Annotated in this window: 19 protein-coding genes; 11 read left to right on the top strand and 8 right to left on the bottom strand. The window is 35.1% G+C overall.

Translation table 11 applies throughout. From position 1 onward, the window contains the following. The first annotated feature begins 33 nt into the window (after nt 1-33). From RM51_RS12970 to RM51_RS12935, 8 genes are all read left to right on the top strand, one after another. Nucleotides 34-2,145 (top strand): prolyl oligopeptidase family serine peptidase, encoded by a 2,112-nt coding sequence (locus RM51_RS12970; RefSeq protein WP_039370175.1) that lies wholly within the window; start codon nt 34-36, stop codon nt 2,143-2,145. 221 nt (nt 2,146-2,366) lie between these two features. Continuing rightward, entirely contained in the window at nt 2,367-4,490 is a 2,124-nt protein-coding gene (gene scpA / locus RM51_RS12965) for a methylmalonyl-CoA mutase (protein ID WP_039370173.1), read from the top strand. A 60-nt stretch (nt 4,491-4,550) separates the two neighbouring features. After that, a complete protein-coding gene (locus tag RM51_RS12960; protein ID WP_039370171.1) occupies nt 4,551-5,048 on the top strand; it encodes a hypothetical protein in 498 nt (165 codons plus the stop codon). 645 nt (nt 5,049-5,693) lie between these two features. Next, nucleotides 5,694-6,443 carry a hypothetical protein gene (locus tag RM51_RS12955; RefSeq protein WP_039370169.1) on the top strand — a complete coding sequence of 250 codons (750 nt, stop codon included), beginning with the start codon at nt 5,694-5,696 and terminating at the stop codon, nt 6,441-6,443. A gap of 10 nt (nt 6,444-6,453) precedes the next feature. After that, complete coding sequence (locus RM51_RS12950) at nt 6,454-7,845, top strand: RtcB family protein (RefSeq protein ID WP_039370166.1); 1,392 nt, start codon at nt 6,454-6,456, stop codon at nt 7,843-7,845. A gap of 91 nt (nt 7,846-7,936) precedes the next feature. Next, nucleotides 7,937-8,635, top strand: a complete 699-nt coding sequence (prfH, locus tag RM51_RS12945) for a peptide chain release factor H (protein ID WP_039370341.1) — start codon at nt 7,937-7,939, stop codon at nt 8,633-8,635. Further along, nucleotides 8,622-9,137, top strand: coding sequence for a tetratricopeptide repeat protein (locus RM51_RS12940; RefSeq protein WP_039370163.1), 516 nt, complete (start codon nt 8,622-8,624; stop codon nt 9,135-9,137). Before prfH ends, RM51_RS12940 begins: the two co-directional genes overlap by 14 nt. A gap of 24 nt (nt 9,138-9,161) precedes the next feature. Further along, nucleotides 9,162-10,154, top strand: coding sequence for an enolase C-terminal domain-like protein (locus RM51_RS12935; RefSeq protein ID WP_039370160.1), 993 nt, complete (start codon nt 9,162-9,164; stop codon nt 10,152-10,154). 45 nt (nt 10,155-10,199) lie between these two features. Here RM51_RS12935 and RM51_RS12930 read toward each other — a convergent pair whose 3' ends face one another. Further along, nucleotides 10,200-10,490, bottom strand: a complete 291-nt coding sequence (locus RM51_RS12930; RefSeq protein ID WP_039370156.1) for a c-type cytochrome — start codon at nt 10,488-10,490, stop codon at nt 10,200-10,202. 221 nt (nt 10,491-10,711) lie between these two features. Here RM51_RS12930 and meaB point away from each other — a divergent pair, with 221 nt between their 5' ends. Next, on the top strand, nt 10,712-11,725 hold the full coding sequence (gene meaB, locus RM51_RS12925) for a methylmalonyl Co-A mutase-associated GTPase MeaB (RefSeq protein ID WP_052248503.1): 1,014 nt from the start codon (nt 10,712-10,714) through the stop codon (nt 11,723-11,725). A 25-nt stretch (nt 11,726-11,750) separates the two neighbouring features. Here meaB and RM51_RS12920 read toward each other — a convergent pair whose 3' ends face one another. Continuing rightward, complete coding sequence (locus RM51_RS12920; protein WP_039370151.1) at nt 11,751-12,305, bottom strand: DUF4251 domain-containing protein; 555 nt, start codon at nt 12,303-12,305, stop codon at nt 11,751-11,753. A 111-nt stretch (nt 12,306-12,416) separates the two neighbouring features. Here RM51_RS12920 and RM51_RS12915 point away from each other — a divergent pair, with 111 nt between their 5' ends. Together RM51_RS12915 and RM51_RS12910 are read left to right on the top strand one after the other, a co-directional pair. Further along, nucleotides 12,417-13,223, top strand: a complete 807-nt coding sequence (locus RM51_RS12915) for a M48 family metallopeptidase (protein WP_039370148.1) — start codon at nt 12,417-12,419, stop codon at nt 13,221-13,223. Nucleotides 13,224-13,322: 99 nt separating this feature from the next. Further along, nucleotides 13,323-13,637: a DUF1049 domain-containing protein gene (locus RM51_RS12910; RefSeq protein WP_039370145.1), complete on the top strand. Its 315-nt coding sequence runs from the start codon at nt 13,323-13,325 to the stop codon at nt 13,635-13,637. A 40-nt stretch (nt 13,638-13,677) separates the two neighbouring features. On the opposite strand, the gene RM51_RS12905 is transcribed toward RM51_RS12910, so the two are convergent. The 6 genes from RM51_RS12905 to RM51_RS12880 all read right to left on the bottom strand — a co-directional run bounded on the left by RM51_RS12905 (nt 13,678) and on the right by RM51_RS12880 (nt 18,874). Then, the gene (locus tag RM51_RS12905) at nt 13,678-14,289 is read right to left on the bottom strand and encodes an outer membrane beta-barrel protein (protein ID WP_039370143.1); all 612 of its coding nucleotides are present in this window, start codon (nt 14,287-14,289) and stop codon (nt 13,678-13,680) included. Then, the gene (locus RM51_RS12900) at nt 14,273-15,088 is read right to left on the bottom strand and encodes an ABC transporter ATP-binding protein (RefSeq protein WP_039370140.1); all 816 of its coding nucleotides are present in this window, start codon (nt 15,086-15,088) and stop codon (nt 14,273-14,275) included. Before RM51_RS12900 ends, RM51_RS12905 begins: the two co-directional genes overlap by 17 nt. Further along, the gene (locus tag RM51_RS12895; protein WP_039370137.1) at nt 15,088-15,840 is read right to left on the bottom strand and encodes an MlaE family ABC transporter permease; all 753 of its coding nucleotides are present in this window, start codon (nt 15,838-15,840) and stop codon (nt 15,088-15,090) included. The genes RM51_RS12900 and RM51_RS12895 overlap by 1 nt, the downstream gene beginning before the upstream one ends. Nucleotides 15,841-15,945: 105 nt before the next feature. After that, the gene (locus RM51_RS12890) at nt 15,946-17,316 is read right to left on the bottom strand and encodes an exopolysaccharide biosynthesis polyprenyl glycosylphosphotransferase (RefSeq protein ID WP_039370133.1); all 1,371 of its coding nucleotides are present in this window, start codon (nt 17,314-17,316) and stop codon (nt 15,946-15,948) included. A 36-nt stretch (nt 17,317-17,352) separates the two neighbouring features. Then, nucleotides 17,353-17,982, bottom strand: coding sequence for a 7-carboxy-7-deazaguanine synthase QueE (locus RM51_RS12885; RefSeq protein ID WP_039370130.1), 630 nt, complete (start codon nt 17,980-17,982; stop codon nt 17,353-17,355). 7 nt (nt 17,983-17,989) lie between these two features. Continuing rightward, the gene (locus RM51_RS12880) at nt 17,990-18,874 is read right to left on the bottom strand and encodes a bifunctional 5,10-methylenetetrahydrofolate dehydrogenase/5,10-methenyltetrahydrofolate cyclohydrolase (RefSeq protein ID WP_039370126.1); all 885 of its coding nucleotides are present in this window, start codon (nt 18,872-18,874) and stop codon (nt 17,990-17,992) included. Nucleotides 18,875-18,878 lie beyond the last annotated feature (4 nt).

Here is an 18,878-nt window from a genome sequence, read left to right as displayed (position 1 = left end):
AACACATTCCGTATTTTTGAGAAAACCTTCACAATGAATTTTAAACCTATTTTACTAACAGCCGGAGTTTTATTTTCGGCAACTTTTTATTCGCAAAAAATGATTTATCCAAAAGCATTAAAAGGAAATCAAACAGATACATATTTCGGAACAGCAGTAGCAGACCCATTCAGAGACTTAGAAAACGATTCTGAAGCCACAAAAAAATGGGTGGATGAAGAAGTAGCGCACAGTCAGAATTATCTTTCAAAAATCCCTTTCAGAGATCAGATTAAAGATCAGTTGAGAGATATCTGGAATTATGAAAAAATTTCAGCCCCTTTCAAAGAAGGAGACTATACTTACTATTATAAAAATGATGGACTTCAGGCGCAGTCGGTTTTATACAGAACCAACAATAAAACGAAATCAACAGAAGTTTTTTTAGATCCTAATAAATTTTCAGAAAAAGGAACAACTTCTTTGGCTCAGTTGTCTTTCAATAAAAAAGGAAACTTGGCGGCTTATTCGATCTCAGAAGGAGGAAGTGACTGGAACAAAATCATTATCATCGATGCGATTACAAAAAAACAAATTGATGAAACATTGGTTGATGTTAAATTCAGTGGAATTTCATGGCAGGGAGACGAAGGCTTTTATTATTCAAGCTACGACAAGCCGAAAGAAGGAACCGTACTTTCCGGAATGACCGATAAGCACAAAGTTTATTTTCATAAGCTTGGAACAAAACAATCTTCAGATAAGCTAATTTTCGGTGGGGATAAGACCCCAAGAAGATATTTGGGAGCAGGAGTTTCAGAAGACCAGAGATATTTGATTATTTCTGCGGCCAATGCAACCAACGGAAATGAATTATACATCAAAGACCTGAAAAAAGGAGGTGATTTTGTACAAATCAATAAAGGATTCGATCTCAATGTAAGCATTGTAGACACGGATGGTGATAATCTATACATTTTCACGGATAAAGACGCTCCGAATATGCGATTGGTGAAAACGACCATCCAAAATCCGTCACCGGAAACTTGGAAAGACGTTATTCCGCAAACTGAAAACGTGTTGGGAATCTCTACAGGAGGAGGATATTTCTTTGCAACGTATATGATTGATGCCATTGATCAGGTAAAACAGTTCGATAAAACAGGAAAACTGATTAGAGAAATTACTTTACCGGGAAAAGGGAATGTTGGAGGTTTTGGAGGTAAAAAAGAAGAAAAAGAACTGTACTTTTCATTCAGCAATTACATCACTCCGGGAACTACGTATAAATTCAATGCAGACTCTGGAAAATCTGAAGTCTATCAGAAACCGAAGGTAAAATTCAATCCGGAAGATTATGTGTCCGAACAGGTATTCTATACTTCAAAAGACGGAACGAAAATTCCGATGATGATTAATTATAAAAAAGGAACCAAGCTTGACGGTAAAAATCCAACGATTCTTTACTCTTATGGAGGCTTCAATATCAGTTTACAGCCTTCTTTCTCTGTAGTGAATGCAATCTGGATGGAAAATGGCGGAATTTATGCCGTACCAAACATTCGTGGTGGTGGAGAATACGGAAAAAAATGGCATGATGCAGGAACGAAGCAGCAAAAGAAAAATGTTTTTGAAGACTTCATTGCAGCCGGAGAATATTTACAGGCTAAAGGCTATACTTCAAAAGAATTTATGGCACTTTCAGGAAGATCAAACGGAGGTTTGTTAGTTGGAGCAACCATGACTATGCGTCCCGATTTGGCAAGAGTTGCTTTCCCTGGAGTTGGCGTGTTGGATATGTTGAGATACAATAAATTCACGGCAGGAGCTGGATGGTCTTACGATTATGGAACGGCAGAAGATAATAAAGAAATGTTTGAATATCTAAAATCTTATTCACCTGTTCACAATGTAAAAGCAGGAACTTGCTATCCTTCAACAATGATTATTACAAGTGACCATGATGACAGAGTGGTTCCAGCGCATTCTTTCAAATTTGGGGCAGAATTGCAGGAAAAACAGGCTTGTAAAAATCCTATTTTATTAAGAATTGAAAAAAATGCAGGTCACGGAGCAGGTCGTTCTACAGAACAGGTAATTGGGGAGAATGCAGATTTGATTTCTTTCGCGCTGTATGAAATGGGAATTAAGAAACTTGGAAAATAATTGAAAATTTAACCATTCAGATCAATTGTCCTGATTAAGAATTTTATATTGGTTTTATAAAAAAAACTAATATGAAAAACTCAAAAAGACATTGTTTTTAATAGTTTAGACAAAAATAAAGGCAGTTTTGTGAGATCGCAAAACTGTCTTTTACTTCAAAAATTAACACAAAATTATTATCTCAAAAATCCGTAATTTTAGCCGGTAATAAATCTGAAAGTATGAGAAGAGAAGTTCAAAATAAAACTCCTCAATTTAATATAACCGAAAAAAAATCGGAAATCTATCCATTCGAAAAAGATGGATTGCAGTTAAAATCTTCCTATAAAGCAGAAGACGTTAAAAATAAAGAATTAACAGAAACTTCTCCGGGAATTGCCCCTTATTTAAGAGGTCCGTATTCTACGATGTATGTTCAGAAACCGTGGACGATTCGTCAATATGCAGGGTTTTCAACAGCAGAAGAATCAAATGCTTTTTACAGAAGAAACTTAGCGGCAGGACAAAAAGGTCTTTCCGTAGCTTTCGATTTGGCAACACACAGAGGCTATGACTCAGATCATGCAAGAGTAGTCGGTGATGTTGGAAAAGCGGGAGTAGCAATCGATTCTGTGGAAGACATGAAGATTTTATTTAATGAAATTCCATTAGATCAGATTTCGGTTTCCATGACGATGAACGGAGCCGTTTTACCGATTTTATCGTTTTATATCGTAGCAGCAGAAGAACAGGGCGTTTCTCAGGAATTGCTTTCAGGAACTATTCAGAATGATATTTTGAAAGAATTCATGGTGAGAAATACATACATTTATCCACCTGCACCTTCCATGAAGATCATTGCAGATATTTTTGAATATACATCTCAGAATATCCCAAAATTCAACTCAATCTCAATTTCAGGATATCACATGCAGGAAGCCGGAGCTACACCGGTGCTGGAAATGGCTTATACGCTTGCAGATGGATTGGAATATGTAAGAACAGGAATAAAAGCAGGAATGAATGTGGATGATTTCGCACCGAGATTATCTTTCTTCTGGGCAATCGGAATGAATCACTTCATGGAAATTGCAAAAATGCGTGCGGCAAGATATATTTGGGCTGAATTACTAAAGCAATTCAATCCTCAGAATCCAAAATCTTTAGCTTTAAGAACCCATTCTCAGACTTCAGGTTGGTCTTTAACAGAGCAAGAACCTTTCAATAATATTACTAGAACCGCCATTGAAGCCTTATCTTCAGCATTGGGAGGAACTCAGTCTCTTCACACGAATGCTTTGGATGAAGCTATTGCTCTTCCTACAGATTACTCAGCGAAAATTGCGAGAAATACGCAAATTATCCTTCAACAGGAAAGCGGAATCTGCGATGTGGTAGATCCGATGGGAGGAAGTAATCTGGTTGAATCTCTGACTCAGCAAATGATCGAAGAAGCAATGAAATACATTGATGAGGTGGAGCAGGAAGGCGGAATGACTAAAGCGATCGAAGCTGGAATTCCCAAAATGAGAATTGAAGAAGCTGCAGCAAGAAAACAGGCGAAAATTGATAGCGGTGAAGAATTTATCATTGGAGTAAATTCATTCAAATCAGACTTGAAACAAGACGAAATTGAAATCTTAGATATCGACAATACAGAAGTTCGTAGAAAGCAGATCGAAAGATTAGATTCAATAAAACTAAGCAGAAATTCTGAAGCCGTTGAACAGATTTTAAATGAAATCAGAGAATCAGCAAAAACAGGAAAAGGAAACCTTTTGGCATTATGTATCGAAGCAGCCCGCAGAAGAGTGACTCTTGGCGAAATGAGTGATGCCATGGAAGAAAGTTTCGGAAGATATAAAGCAAATATCAGAACAATCTCGGGAGTTTACGCTATGAATGCAGGTAAAAACGAATACTTCGAAAAAGCCCTGAATCTTACTCAGGAATTTGAAGAAGAAGAAGGTCGCCGTCCAAGACTAATGGTGGCTAAAATGGGACAAGATGGCCACGACAGAGGGGCAAAAGTGGTTGCAACAGCATTTGCAGATATGGGATTTGATGTCGATGTTGCACCATTATTCCAGACTCCGGAAGAAGTTGCAAAACAGGCGGTTGAAAATGATATTCATATTTTAGGCGTATCGTCTTTGGCAGCAGGTCACAAAACATTAGTACCACAAGTTGTAGAAGAATTGAAAAAATTAGGTGCAGATGATATTACTATTGTGGTTGGGGGAGTAATTCCGCAGCAGGACTATGAATTCCTTTATGCAAACGGAGCAGATTTCATCTTTGGCCCGGGTACAAACTTACCTAAATGTGCCGTTGATATTCTGAACGGATTATTAAATAATGATTAATAACAGGTTTTAAATCAGGATTTTGTATAATTTTTGCTGTGTATAGATAAAAAGTTTATTATGTCTTATACAGTTGTTTCAGTATTTCCTTCAACCGTAGACGTTGAAGATGTAAAAAAAGAGTTAGTAGGAAAAGGATTTAATTCATCTGATATTATCCTTTCAACATCTAAACTGCATGAGGGTTCTTCTCATGAAGATTACGAAGAAGACGAAAAAACAAAAGGTTTTTGGGATTTTTTGTTTGTAAAAAGAGGTGAATTGTTATCTGCTTACAGTAAAGAAAGCGTAGGAAAACATGATGTGGTAGTATATACAGATTCTTTAGAAAATGCGCAGAAAGCAAAAACAATTCTCAATGAAAGTGGGGCTATAGAAGTATACAAAAAGAAACCTGAAGAAGAGGAACACGAAATTGCAGATATGCCAGAAGATGTATATAACGGAATTATCGCTAAAGCAAGACACAATGTGTATTTCTTAGATAATGAAAGAGTATATCGCCCTAATAGCAGAGGGATGGACAGAAGAATGGACTCTCTCGGATCAAAAGATTAGGTAAACATACAGAATAGATAAAAACCGCCCGAAAGAAAGCATTTTCTTTTGGGCGGTTTATTTTTTTTACAGAATTTTTCCCAGTGTAATTTTTAGTTTGAAACAAAAAATAATTTTGCAGATTAAAAAAATAATATATCTTTGCATCTGAAAATCAAGTTTAACCATTTAAAAAACAACGAAGCAATGTTCAAATTCAGTCAGCTTTCAACAGTAGGATTGCCTTTTGCAAAGGCGAGGCTTCGTGGTTTGGTACACTCTTAGAATAAAAGTATAACGAAATATCAAAACCCGAAGTCGCAGAGATTTCGGGTTTTTTATTGCGCAATATTTCAAACTCAAACCAGTTTCCCCGAAATCTTTTTTTATAAAATTTAGGAATCTTTTCAAATAGTTTTTAGGAGCTATTTCCCGCTTTCCGCTATATCTTTTTCATTACGGCCTCCGCTTCGCTGCGGCCGCAACAAAAAAGGATGTCGCTGCAATCGGGGCTAGGAAAAGCATTCACATTGTCATTCTGACGATAGGAAGAATCTCATCTCAAAATGACAAAAAACAAAATCAACTAAATATTTAGTTGAATAAGATTTAACGTGACTTATAGAAACAAAACTTCTGTATTTCACCTCTAATATCTGGAAATTAATGGAAAAAGATAACCTTCTGTCTTTCAGATTGCGAAGTCTGAGAAGCAGAAAAAGAATAATAAGAAAAGATGTAGAAAAACAGATCATAAAAAAGTATAAACGGAGTAGAGAACTTTGGAAAATCAGAAGAGAAATTCCATTAATTCCTTTGGATCATCCTTATCAGAGAGGTTTTGTAAGATTCTTTGTGGTAAGAGATGACGTGAAACGTTCAAAAGACGGCGATTTCTTCGAAGGAATTCTGAACAAGATTAACACAAAAATGTATTCCGAAACCCGAAAATTCTTAAAGAAAAAAAGAAAATTCGGACGAAGAATATATGTGGAAAGAGAACAAAAATTGGTTCAGCTTTCATCGTATCAATGGAATAATCCAAAGTTAGGCTTAACAGAAAGAGAAAGACAATACTTTCTAAAAAGAGAAGACTATTGTCCGATCAGAAAATCAACAACCGTCTACTACCAATTTATCGAACCATGGAGATTTGTATTAAGAGTAAGACCCAATATCATCACTCATTACAAACCCTTAGACTCAGACTTAGAAAAAGAAATTGATGAACTCGATTCTTATTTAGGTCGGTATAAAATTCAAGGGATTGTTCATAAAAAGATTTATGGAAAATCTGATAAATGGAGAGATAAATACAAACGTGATCAGATGAAAAGTTTAAAAACCTTTCATTACAACATCTCTGCAACAGAGATTGCAGAAAATTTAGAGGACGAAAATGTCCTGAAATTTTAAAACAACAACAATGGGAAATTTAAAACTTAAAGGAAAAGATATATTAAAAATAGGTTATCCAAGCAATCAGAGTGTAAACATCGCTTTGGAAGTTATGAAAAGAAATTTTGCAACGAAAAACATTCATCATGTGAAATCTATTTTAAAGGAAATTCTGCAAAACCCGAAAGATTTTGAAAAAGATCTGACTTTCGGACAAATTGCAGAAGCATTGCTTTCATCAAAGAAAACAGAAAAAAGAATGCTCAATACAAACAGAGCGACTTTTAATATTTTCGGAAACAATATTTCAGACGAAGCAAAAAACCAGCTGTACACCGCTTTGAAACTTCCAATTTCAACGCAGGGCGCTTTAATGCCCGATGCGCATAGTGGTTACGGACTTCCTATCGGTGGAGTTTTGGCGGTAGAAAATGCTGTGATTCCTTATGGAGTAGGTATGGACATCGGCTGCAGAATGAGTCTCAGTATTTTGGATACTCCGATTTCATATCTTGACGGAGCGAGAGATAAATACGAAAAAGCTCTTGCTGAACACACAAAATTCGGAATGTATGAAACACATAAATCTCACATCGATCATGAAATCTTCGACAGAGATACGTTCGATATGATTCCGATTTTGAGAAGATTAAAAGGAAAAGCCATCAAACAGATGGGAAGTTCCGGTGGTGGAAATCACTTTGTGGAATTCGGAGAAGTGGAAATTACGGAAGAAGATGAGCAAATCGGACTTCCGAAAGGAAAATACTTAGGAATTCTTTCTCACAGCGGTTCACGTGGATTGGGAGCAGAAATCGCTCAATATTACTCAAGAGTAGCAACAGAACAATGTCCGTTGCCAAAAGAGGCACAACAATTTGCCTGGCTGGACTTGAGTACTCATCTTGGTTTAGAGTATTGGACTGCCATGAATTTAGCAGGAGATTATGCTTCAGCTTGTCACGACGATATTCACAGAAGATTGGTAAAAGCTGTCGGAGGAAGAGTAAAAGCAAGAATTGAAAATCATCACAATTTTGCTTGGAAAGAAATCCATAACGGAAAAGAAGTGATTGTTCACAGAAAAGGAGCGACTCCGGCAAATGAAAACGAATTGGGAATGATTCCGGGTTCGATGACCGCAAAAGGGTTCATCGTTCGTGGAAAAGGAAATCCTGATTCATTGAATTCAGCGTCACATGGTGCCGGAAGAGCACATTCGAGAGGAGAATGCAGAAGTCTTTTTACCCAAAATGACATCAAAAAAGAATTAAAACTCAAGAATGTCACTTTGATGGGTGGGAATACAGAAGAAGCTCCAATGGCATACAAAGACATCAACGAAGTCATGAACGCACAAAGTGAATTGGTTGATATTCTTGGAACTTTCCAACCACGAATTGTGAGAATGGATCGATAGAAACAAAACATTGTCATTCTGAACGGAGTGAAGAATCTAACGATAAAAAGTAGATTCCTCCTTCGTCGGAATGACAAAATCAAGTAAAAAAATGGAAAAATTAATACAAATAACCTCAGGGAGAGGACCTTTAGAATGCCAATGGGTGGTTGCAAAAGTTCTGAAGGTTTTTCTTGAGGAAGCAAAAGATAACAAATTGGAATACGAAATCATCCACCGTGAAAATGGTGATGAAAACCTGACTTTGAAATCTGTAACTCTTCTTTTAAAATCAAAAAATATCAATGAATTTTTAAAGAATTGGCTAGGAAGCATTTGTTGGATGGGAAAAAGTACGTTCCGAAAACTCCATAAAAGAAGTAACTGGTTCATTGGGGTTTTTGAGCTCGAAGGATTGGAGACCATCAATTTTAATGAAAAAGATATTCAGTTTCAGACAACGAGGAGTCAGGGAAGTGGCGGACAAAATGTAAATAAAGTGAATACGGCAGTTCGTGCAACTCATATTCCGACCGGACAAAGTGTTTTTGTGCAGGATTCGCGTTCACAATTGGAGAATAAAAAACTTTCAATTCTCAGGCTGAAAGAAAAAGTGTTGGAACAGAATATTATCCAGCTTCAGAAAAGAATGCAGGAAACGTGGAATAATCACTTGAATGTTCAGAGGGGAAATCCGATTAGAATATTTTCAGGAACAGATTTTAAAAAGAATTATCAGGAAAAATCTTTCAAAAAACAAAGAAGTCAACTGAAAAACGAATTAAAAAACTACAAAAATGACCTTAACTAAAAATAAATATTACTTTGAGGCTTTGGACAATTATCCGTACAGCCTTCCGGAATGTTTGGAAGCGTTGAATTATGCGTTGTCTTATGATCCGGAAGATGCAGACAGTTTATGTCTGATGGGAAGAATCTATAGCGAAATGCTATCTGATTATGAAAAAGCAAAACTCTACTTTGAAGAAGCGATGCAATGTGATATTACAAACTTAAATGTTCCTCAATATTATATAAAATGTCTTTTGGATAACGAAGACTTTTTTGAAGCTGAAAAACTGATTGCCTATTCATTGAAGATTAAAGGAATTGATAAAGCAACTTTATGGTTTTACAGATCATTACTATCTGAGAAAAGAGGTAGCTTCATCAATGCGCTCAAGTTTTTAGATGAAGCAGGAAAGTATTGTTTTTCTGAATACAGCCTAAACGTTGTAAAAGATCGTAAGAAATTTATAAAATCTAAAATGCCGAAGAAAAAGCAAAATAAAAAGAAGAAGGAGACTAATTAAGTCTCCTTTTTTGTAAATTTAATAATGGAATTACGGTTTGAAATAAAACAACTTCAATTAAAAGAAACATTCTCAATTGCTTACGGGAATTATAATAAAAGAGAAGCTTTACTCGTAGAATTATCTTATCAAAATTATAAAGGGTACGGAGAATGTGTTGCGATCGATTATTATAAAATAAATCTATCAAGTTTTATTTTAAAATTAAAAGAAATTCAAAGTCAGATTGAAGTTCATCGTATTATTCATCCGAAAGATTTCTTCAGTTTTTTGTTGAATTTAAATCTACATCCATTTCTGTTGTCTGCGTTGGATTGTGCCTATTGGGATTTGTACGGGAAATTGGAGAATAAAAGCTTTATTGAATTAAATAATCTCCCAACTGAAAACTTGGTTGAAAGCTCGATTACTATTTCTGTGGGAGAAATTGATCACCAGATTGAAAAAATCAACAAAAGCGGCTGGAATAAATTCAAAGTGAAATGTAAAGGTTTAAATAAAGGCCATGTTGAAAAGCTATTGTCATTAGATGATCATATTGCCTTAGATTCGAACGCCAGTTTTACGGATGAAGATTGTAGTTGGCTTCAGGAAAATGCTGAGGTTGAAAAATTTTCTTACCTTGAACAACCGAGACCCATTGATCATTACAAAATATTAAGCAAAAATAGTTTTGCCAATTGGATGGCAGATGAAGATTGCCAAAATATAGATTCTCTGGAAGAATTGGTTCCTTATTATAAAAGTATCAATATCAAATTAATGAAATGTGGCGGATTAACACCTGCTTTAGGAATGATTAAAAAAGCTAGGGAATTGAACTATAAAATAATGATAGGCTGCATGACGGAATCTAGTGTCGGAATTTCTGCGGGCTGTGTGTTGACCGGACTTGTAGATTTTGTAGATTTAGACGGAGCCAATTTGATTGCTAATGATTATGCAACAGGAAGTACGGTAGACAATGGAAAAATAATTCTAGCAGATAAACCGGGATTAGGAATCCATTTAAAATAAAAGCGACTGTCTAGAAAAACAGTCGCTTTATAATTCTTAAACTTATTATTTTACAGAAACAACATAATCATATACCCACTGATGTTGCTCATCTGTCAATTTTGCTTTTGGAGCCATTGAATTCATAATTCCTACCCATTGCACAGAGCTGTGTGATGTTGGATCAGGTAATTTATGACATCTTCCACAAGAGTTTTCGAAAATTGTTTTCCCTTGAGCAATTTGTTCAGGAGTAGAAGTGGAAGCTATGGGTGCTGATTTAGCAACAGGAGCTTTTGATGTACAAGAAACTAGTAAAATAGTAGCAAATGAAGCTATAGCGATGATGTTTTTCATATTTATTATCTTTGAATACTAACAAATGTAATTAATTTCGGTTTGGATTGATAAAAACTGATGTAGTTTTAATTTAGAAGAAATAAAAATTATAAATTCATTACAACTTATTTTATAATTATTTAATTTATCGGATAATTTGAAGGAGAATTCATCAAAAATAGATAAACAAAACGAATTATCTATTGACCATTCAACGTTTAATCCTTATTTTTGAATCGATGAAATTTTCTACAGAAGAGCTTGTTGAAGGAATACGATTGGGAAATAAACGCCTGATTGCAAAAGCTATTACATTAGTTGAAAGCAAAAAATCTGAACACAGAATACAGGCAGAAGAATTATTAAAAATAGTCATGCCTTTTACCGGTAAATCCATTCGAGTAGGGATCACAGGAGTTCCGGGAGCCGGAAAATCAACTTTTATAGAAAATTTTGGAAGATTAGCTATTTCAAATGGTAAAAAAGTGGCTGTTCTTGCCATCGATCCGAGTTCAGCAATCAATAAAGGAAGTATTTTAGGGGATAAGACCAGAATGGAAGAATTGGCAAAAGAAGAAAATGCCTTTATTCGCCCTTCGCCAAGTTCAGGCTTTTTAGGAGGTGTTGCCAATACAACTTTTGAAACGATGATGATCTGTGAGGCTGCAGGGTATGACTATATTCTAATAGAAACAGTCGGAGTAGGGCAGTCTGAAGTTTTGGTAGCAGATATTACCGATGTTTTTTTATTCCTGAAAATTATAGGAGGAGGAGATGAGCTTCAGGGAATTAAACGAGGGATCATGGAAATGGTGGATGTGATTTTCATTAATAAAGTAGATGCCGACAATCTTCAAAAAGCAAAGAATACCAAATTAGAATTAAAAAGAGCATTGGATTTTATTCCTCCAAAAGAAAAAAACTGGAAAATTCCGGTTTTGTTGGGGTCCGCTTTGAATAATGAAGGATTAGGAGAGGTTTTTGAAAAGATAAATGAATTTATTGATCTTAAAAAGAAAACTCAAAGATTCGAAGAAGTAAGAGTTCAGCAGGCTGAAAAGCGATTTGAATACTGGGTTCAGGAATATATCTTGGGAATGATGAAGAGAAATAATTCTGTTGAAGAAGCGTATATTGAACATAAAAAAAATGCTTCAGCAATGGTTTCAAATCCAAGTACCGAAGCAAAATTATTTGTTGAAAAGTTTTTACGGGATTCTAGATCCGTGTCTCGTGATTCAGAGAATATTTAAATTCTATTTTTATCTCGTATTTATACTAAAGTTTTTCTTTTTCCTTGGTTTTTTCTTCGTTTTTAGAAATGTATCCATCATAAGAAATCGGCTGTCTGTCGTTGCCTTTGATTGAAGTGAATGCTTTTCCGTTTTTATAGACTTCCATAACGATTTCATCGACATTGCTCACATCTTTTGGCTTAATTCGGACAATCCAAGTTCCTTTTTTGTTCTGAGATTTGGTCACGGTAAAATCTTTTGAGGTGAATCTATAGCTGTTTTTCTCATTATTTCCATATGAAGGATTAAAAACTCTTCCGAAATAAGGTAAAACAGACTCTAACTTATCTCCTTTTATATCAATAGAATAATATCCATCCGTAAGATTCAAAATTCTTGTTGAAGTAGAATTAGGCATTGAGTTCATTACATTGATGACATCATAATTGGTAGGGTTTGCTCTTTCAGCATGAAACGAAAAGTCTTGAGAGTTTACAAGTGCTGTTACTGTTTGGGTATCCATTCCTGTTTGAGAAGAGCAGCTTTGGAAAATAAACAAAAACCCTAACATATAGAGAATTGAAATATACTTTTTCATGATAGCAAAATAATTATTAAATTTAAATAGCAAAATGTATGCAAATATATTCCTTCTAAAAACTTTTTGGAATAGAAATTGTAAAGGTTGAATTATTTAACACTCGAAACTATGAAAATTACACAATTATTAGGAATAGGAGCAGTTGCTCTGTTGGCGGTAGCATGTACTACAAACCCAATTACGGGGAGATCTTCGCTACAGATAGCAGATAACTCAGAAATTATGACCATGTCTGCACAAGAATATAAAACAACATTGGGTAAATCTAAAGTAATTACTGGGACGACAGATGCAAAAAAAGTGGTAAATGTAGGAACCAGGATCAAAGCAGCAGCAGAAAAATATTATGCGAGTATTGGTAGAAGCGCTGACTTAGCAAGCTATAACTGGGAATTTAATCTTTTGCAGAGTAACGAGCTGAATGCTTGGTGTATGCCTGGTGGAAAAGTAGCAGTATATACCGGAATTTTACCGGTTACTAAAAATGATAATGGTCTTGCGGTTGTAATGGGACATGAAGTTTCTCACGCATTAGCAGGTCACGGAAATGAAAGAATTTCTCAGGCAATGGTAGCTCAATACGGCGGACAGATTTTAGGTGGGCAAATTTCTAATGCTCAATGGGCAGGAATTTTTGAAAAAGCTTACCCTATCGGTTCTCAGGTTGCTCTATTAAAATATGGTAGAAACCAAGAATCTGAGGCGGATAAAATGGGATTGTATTTAATGGGAATGGCGGGATATGATCCGAGAGAGGCAATTCCTTTCTGGAACAGGATGGAAGCGGCTTCTTCAGGAGACAGACAACCAGAATTCCTTTCTACTCACCCGAATCCTGAAACAAGAATTTCGGATATTAATAAAGACTTACCAAAAGCTTTAGAATATTATAAAGCTGCTGGTGGAAAAATATAACTAATATGGAATTTTAATCTTGATAAAGTCTTATTGAATTTTAGTAAATTTGATAAGACTTTTTTAGTTAATCAACCTTTAAATACCATCACAAATATTATGAAAAGCTTATCTATTACCGGAATTATACTTTTGGCATTATCTGTACTTTTATTCTATTTAACATCACCCAATTTCACCGTAAATGATTTGAAAATGTCTCATATCATGGGAATTCTTGGAGGGATTGGGATTGGGTTAATTATTGGAGGGATCCTTGGCTATTTAAGTAAAGGAAGCGCAATAAAAGCGGAACAAAAAAAGAAAGAATTCAAACAATTGCAAAAAGATAAAGAAGAACTGGAAAAGCAGGCGGCTGAACTTGCAAAACGAGAAGCTGAGTTCCATTCTCAAAATCAAAATCCTCAAATCTAATGATCTGAGGATTTTTTTATAGTTGTTATTTTCGATGAATCTAGAATTTGTATCCAATCCCTACCATAAACAGATTAGGACGGTTGTCATATCTTATCTCTTCTCCTGATACGCTACTGATGAATTTTCTTTCGTCTTTGCTGAAAGCACCTTCATATTTAGCATTTAAAATCAGCTTTTTAATTTCCAGCTGAGCTCCGAATTGGTATCCTACCGTGAAATTATCTCTTGCATTTTCTTTGAAATCATTGAAGGTATCTTCTTTGCTCAAATTATAGCTTGCAACAGGTCCTACGAAAACCCCCAACATATCTCCCAATACTTTATGTCCTACAAGAACAGGTAGATCTATACGACTGTTTTTGATATCAAAAGTGGTATTTGCTGTAGTAAATTCGTTTTTAAAGTTGGTGTAATATAATTCGGGCATCAAGAAAAATGATGCAGGAAGGCTGGCTTTCAAGGAAAGACCCACGTTGAAACCTACATTATTTTTACCTTCACCATCTATCGCTTCATTTACCGTTCCTTTTATATTTTTCCATGAAGGAGAACCCGTTGGAAAAATTAAGTTAGCTTTACCCGCAAGAGAGATCTGTGCTGAAGCGAGCATAGAAAACCCTATAAGTGCGATACTAAGTATTCGTTTCATTATCGTCTATTTTTGTGATTGTATTTTCAATAGTTTTATTATTTTCGAGCATATATTCTCTCAGCTCTTTAAATAGTTCTGAAGAATAAACGAAATCGATCAGATTTTTATTGCCTGCAGTAATCAGGATGTCCTTGTTACCTTCCCATTCTTTTATTCCTAATCTCAGATATACAATTTTCTCGCCAATTGTCATCACCGAGTTCATATCATGCGTATTAATAATGGTCGTGGTGTTGTATTCCTTAGTAATTTCAAGCAGAAGATCATCAATTACATTAGAAGTATATGGGTCAAGACCAGAGTTTGGTTCGTCACAGAAAAGATATTTTGGGTGGTTTACAATGGCTCTTGCAATCGCTACACGTTTTTGCATTCCTCCGGAAATTTCGGATGGAAACTTTCTGTTTGCTTTATCCAAATGTACTCTTCCGATTACCTCGAATACCCTTCTCTTTTTTTCTCTAAAGGTAAGATTGGTAAACATATCCAATGGAAACATAATATTTTCTTCCACAGTTAAAGAGTCAAATAAAGCACTTCCCTGGAATACGGTTCCGATTTCTGAACGAAGTTGCAGTTTTTCTTCTCTATTCATGACGTTAATGTCTCTGCCGTCGAATAGAATTTCTCCTGAAGTAGGTTGGTAAACATTCAATAAACTTTTAAGAAAAACAGTTTTTCCAGAACCACTCTGTCCAATAATTAAGTTTACTTTTCCTTTATCAAAAGAGGTTGAAATTCCTTTAAGTACTTCAACTTCATCAAAACTTTTCTTTAAATTTTTTACCTCAATCATTAGCTTAATATTAATTGGGTTAATAGCAATTCGGAAATGATGATGAATACCATCGTCCAAACTACAGCTTGTGTACTTGCTCTACCCACTTCCAGTGAACCTCCTTTTACATTGTATCCAAAATATGAAGGTACACTTGCAATAATGAAAGCGAAAACCAGCGTTTTAGCAAATGCATAATAGATGAAAAGATTAGGCATATACATTTGGATACCAATCATGTAATCATTTGTTGTCCAGTTTCCTGTAAGGATTCCTGCGATATATCCTCCACCGATACCGAAAACAATACTGATTGCAATTAATAAAGGGTTGAAAATGACACAGGCAATAATTTTTGGTAAAATCAGAAAATTAGGGGAATTTACCCCCATAATATCCAATGCGTCGATTTGTTCAGACACTCTCATGGTACCTATACTGGAAGCAATATATGAACCTACTTTTCCTGCTAAAATTAAACTGATGATGGTAGGAGCGAATTCTAAAATTAAAACTGCTTTTGTAGCATATCCTACAAATGATGGAGGAATCGGAAATGAAGAAGCATCGAAGTTATTGAACATCTGAATCGCAACTACGGCTCCGACAAATATAGAAGTAAAGATTACCAACCCAAATGAGTTGACTCCCAAATCATTGATCTCTCGCATGAACAGCTTCCAAAAAACTCTCATTTTCTGAGGTTTCTGGATAGATTTACCTAGAAGGATAATGTATTCTCCTACTGCTGTAAAAAACTTTTTTAACATTCTGCTAAATTAGACTTTTTTTATTTAATTAGATGAAGATTATGGGTAAGGTTTAGGCTTAGTTTACTGTTAAAATTTGACTAAATAGAAACCATAAATTAAATCCTATTTTGCCTTTTTATCTCCAGCGATTACCAGGATAATAGTTTTTAATATGATCACTAAATCTAAAACAAAACTCCAATTCCTTACATAATAGGCATCTGCCAAAGCACGTTTTTTCATTTCTACTTCCACATCTCCTGAATCTCCTCTTAAGCCATTTACTTGTGCTAGTCCGGTAATTCCAGGATTTACCATACTTCTTAAGCTGTATCTTCCGATTTTTGGTTTAAAATAATCGTCTACTGCCAACATATGAGGACGAGGTCCAACGATAGACATTTCGCCTTTCAGAACGTTCAAAAACTGTGGCATTTCATCAAGACTGGTTTTCCTTAAAAACTTTCCAAATTTTGTAATTCTGGAATCATTTTCTGAGGTAGTTCTTGTTGAAGAATGATCGTTTACAATCATTGTGCGAAACTTGAGACAGTTGAAGACCTCTTCATGAAATCCGTACCTTCTTTGTACAAAAAAAACGGGTCCTTTTGATGTTACTTTAATCAAAATGGCGATGATTGGGAAAAGCCAGGAGCAAATACCAACCAAGACTATTATTGAGAAAAGAATATCAAATGTTCTTTTCAGTAGGAAATTGGAATAAATATCTAAAGGATATGTAGTTTGATGCAGAACAGGCTGATTCTGAATATATCCTAAATCATATAAAAACCAATCGTTCTGTGAGATATTGGGAATCAGAGAGATATGCACTTTATTAGCTTCTGCAAGTTTGAAAATCTGATCTTCCGTTACCTTATCAATTGTTGTTTCTAAAGGCAAAAATAAGGTGTGGATTCCATTTGTTTTCCAAAAAGCCTGAAGTTTTTCAATAGTAAGAGCTTCAGATTGAAATTCAAAAATTTTATAGCCAAAGTCCTTTCTCTCTTTTAAAATATCTTTAAGAACCTTGGTTGAACTATTCTCATTCAGAAACATAATATTTCTATTATTGATCCCTAAAGAACGTAAATATTTAATGATGAAATAAATAACAGATCTTGTAAGAACAATAAAAAAGAAAAGATTGAGAGAAAGCCATGATAATTCTGAACCAAAAAACTGATTGTTACTCACTTTTCTTATCAGAACCAACCCAATAACAAATAATATGAAATGGGTGATAATGCGTTCTAGAAAGGTTGTATACGTAATATTCCTCCGGATATTATAGATCTGAGTTCTGCCACTAAGTAAAACCCAGAAAGATATAAGTAAAAGCAGAGGAAATGAGTTCTCATACCAGATTTCTTTATCATGTATCAACTCTGCATTTTTATTGATAAAAAAGTATATAAATACACTTGCAATAACCAAAAGGTCAAGCAGAATAATTATTGTCTTTAAATATCTAGAGTATCTTATTCTCTGCATGGTCACAGAATAATTGAAGGCCTAAGATAATCAATTTTACGGGATATTCAGGTACTTATGAGTTTGAACTGAAGCTCTCCATTCCGGATTTTCTAAAATGAAGTCTGTGATTTTTGGATACATCTCGTCACGTTTGCTCCATTCACTCTGAAGATATAATGTACAATTTTCCGAAACTTTTGCAGCTTGTTCCTGAGCAAATTTAAAATCATTATTATTGAAAACGATTACTTTAAGCTCATGAGCATTAGCATAGATTTCTTCTTTTGGCAGACCTGTTTTCTTTGGCGAAAGGGTAATCCAGTCGATGTGCCCGCTCATAGGATATGCTCCTGAAGTTTCAATATGAACGGTGCATCCCAATTCTTTTAATTTGGATGTTAAAATATCGAGATTCCACATTAAAGGTTCACCTCCCGTTAAAACTATTGTTTTACAATGCTTTGCTGCTGTTTCTGCAATTTCTTCTGCATTCATTAATGGATGTAAATTCGGATCCCAGCTTTCTTTTACATCACACCAGTGACACCCGACATCACAACCTCCTAATCTAATGAAATAGGCTGCTTTTCCCGTGTGTGCTCCTTCTCCCTGAAGAGTGTAAAAATGCTCCATCACAGGGAGCATTTTACCTTCTTTTAATAAAATATCTTCTTCTATTTTCATTTTAAAATTAGTCGTTATAGACCGAAGTTTTGTAAGCAATGATGGTGTTTTTCATCAACATCGCTCTTGTCATAGGTCCAACTCCTCCCGGTACAGGTGTAATCCAGCTTGCTTTTGCAGCGCAACTGTCGAAATCTACGTCACCTGCCAAATAATAACCTTTTGGAGAATCGTTGTCTACTCTTGTAATTCCTACGTCAACAATCACTGCTCCGTCTTTGATCATTTCACCTTTTAAGAAATGAGGATCACCTAAAGCTGTGATTACGATGTCTGCTTTTTTAGTATATTCTTCGATATCTTTTGTGTAAGAGTGCGTCAACGTAACCGTAGAGTTTCCAGGGAAATCTTTTCTTCCCATCAAAATACTCATTGGTCTTCCTACAATTTTACTTCTTCCAATGATGACACAGTCTTTACCTTTTGTTTCAATATTGTATCTTTCCAATAATGTTAAAATTCCAAACGGAGTTGCAGGTAAGAAAGTATCCATCTCCAAAGCCATTTTTCCGAAGTTTTCCGGGTGGAAACCGTCAACATCTTTTCTTGGATCAATCGCGTTGATGATTTTTTCCTGATCGATCTGATCTGGCAAAGGTAGCTGAACGATAAATCCGTCAACTGCTTTCGATTTGTTCAATTCATCGATTTTTTCCAATAATTCAGATTCAGAAACTGTGCTTGGAAATTTCACTAAGCTAGACTGGAAACCAACTTCTTCACAGTCTTTCACTTTAGCATTTACATAAGCCTTACTTGCTCCGTTGTTTCCGACAAGAATTGCCACCAAATGTGGTGCTCTTCTTTTTCCGGCAACAATTTTTTCAACTTCAGCCTTGATTTCCTGTTTTATTTCTTTGGATACTTTTAATCCGTCAAGAATTTCTGCCATTTTT

Origin of the sequence: Chryseobacterium taiwanense, from assembly GCF_000813825.1 — a bacterium.
GTDB classification, from domain to species: domain Bacteria; phylum Bacteroidota; class Bacteroidia; order Flavobacteriales; family Weeksellaceae; genus Chryseobacterium; species Chryseobacterium taiwanense.
This window is presented reverse-complemented; position numbering and strand designations above follow the sequence as displayed.

Excerpts from the sequence above, each read along its gene's own strand:
- RM51_RS12970 (WP_039370175.1), top strand. The coding sequence starts at position 34 with ATGAATTTTAAACCTATTTTACTAACAGCCGGAGTTTTATTTTCGGCA.
- scpA (WP_039370173.1), top strand. The coding sequence starts at position 2,367 with ATGAGAAGAGAAGTTCAAAATAAAACTCCTCAATTTAATATAACCGAA.
- RM51_RS12960 (WP_039370171.1), top strand. The coding sequence starts at position 4,551 with ATGTCTTATACAGTTGTTTCAGTATTTCCTTCAACCGTAGACGTTGAA.
- RM51_RS12955 (WP_039370169.1), top strand. The coding sequence starts at position 5,694 with ATGGAAAAAGATAACCTTCTGTCTTTCAGATTGCGAAGTCTGAGAAGC.
- RM51_RS12950 (WP_039370166.1), top strand. The coding sequence starts at position 6,454 with ATGGGAAATTTAAAACTTAAAGGAAAAGATATATTAAAAATAGGTTAT.
- prfH (WP_039370341.1), top strand. The coding sequence starts at position 7,937 with ATGGAAAAATTAATACAAATAACCTCAGGGAGAGGACCTTTAGAATGC.
- RM51_RS12940 (WP_039370163.1), top strand. The coding sequence starts at position 8,622 with ATGACCTTAACTAAAAATAAATATTACTTTGAGGCTTTGGACAATTAT.
- RM51_RS12935 (WP_039370160.1), top strand. The coding sequence starts at position 9,162 with ATGGAATTACGGTTTGAAATAAAACAACTTCAATTAAAAGAAACATTC.
- RM51_RS12930 (WP_039370156.1), bottom strand. The coding sequence starts at position 10,490 with ATGAAAAACATCATCGCTATAGCTTCATTTGCTACTATTTTACTAGTT.
- meaB (WP_052248503.1), top strand. The coding sequence starts at position 10,712 with ATGAAATTTTCTACAGAAGAGCTTGTTGAAGGAATACGATTGGGAAAT.
- RM51_RS12920 (WP_039370151.1), bottom strand. The coding sequence starts at position 12,305 with ATGAAAAAGTATATTTCAATTCTCTATATGTTAGGGTTTTTGTTTATT.
- RM51_RS12915 (WP_039370148.1), top strand. The coding sequence starts at position 12,417 with ATGAAAATTACACAATTATTAGGAATAGGAGCAGTTGCTCTGTTGGCG.
- RM51_RS12910 (WP_039370145.1), top strand. The coding sequence starts at position 13,323 with ATGAAAAGCTTATCTATTACCGGAATTATACTTTTGGCATTATCTGTA.
- RM51_RS12905 (WP_039370143.1), bottom strand. The coding sequence starts at position 14,289 with ATGAAACGAATACTTAGTATCGCACTTATAGGGTTTTCTATGCTCGCT.
- RM51_RS12900 (WP_039370140.1), bottom strand. The coding sequence starts at position 15,088 with ATGATTGAGGTAAAAAATTTAAAGAAAAGTTTTGATGAAGTTGAAGTA.
- RM51_RS12895 (WP_039370137.1), bottom strand. The coding sequence starts at position 15,840 with ATGTTAAAAAAGTTTTTTACAGCAGTAGGAGAATACATTATCCTTCTA.
- RM51_RS12890 (WP_039370133.1), bottom strand. The coding sequence starts at position 17,316 with ATGCAGAGAATAAGATACTCTAGATATTTAAAGACAATAATTATTCTG.
- RM51_RS12885 (WP_039370130.1), bottom strand. The coding sequence starts at position 17,982 with ATGAAAATAGAAGAAGATATTTTATTAAAAGAAGGTAAAATGCTCCCT.
- RM51_RS12880 (WP_039370126.1), bottom strand. The coding sequence starts at position 18,874 with ATGGCAGAAATTCTTGACGGATTAAAAGTATCCAAAGAAATAAAACAG.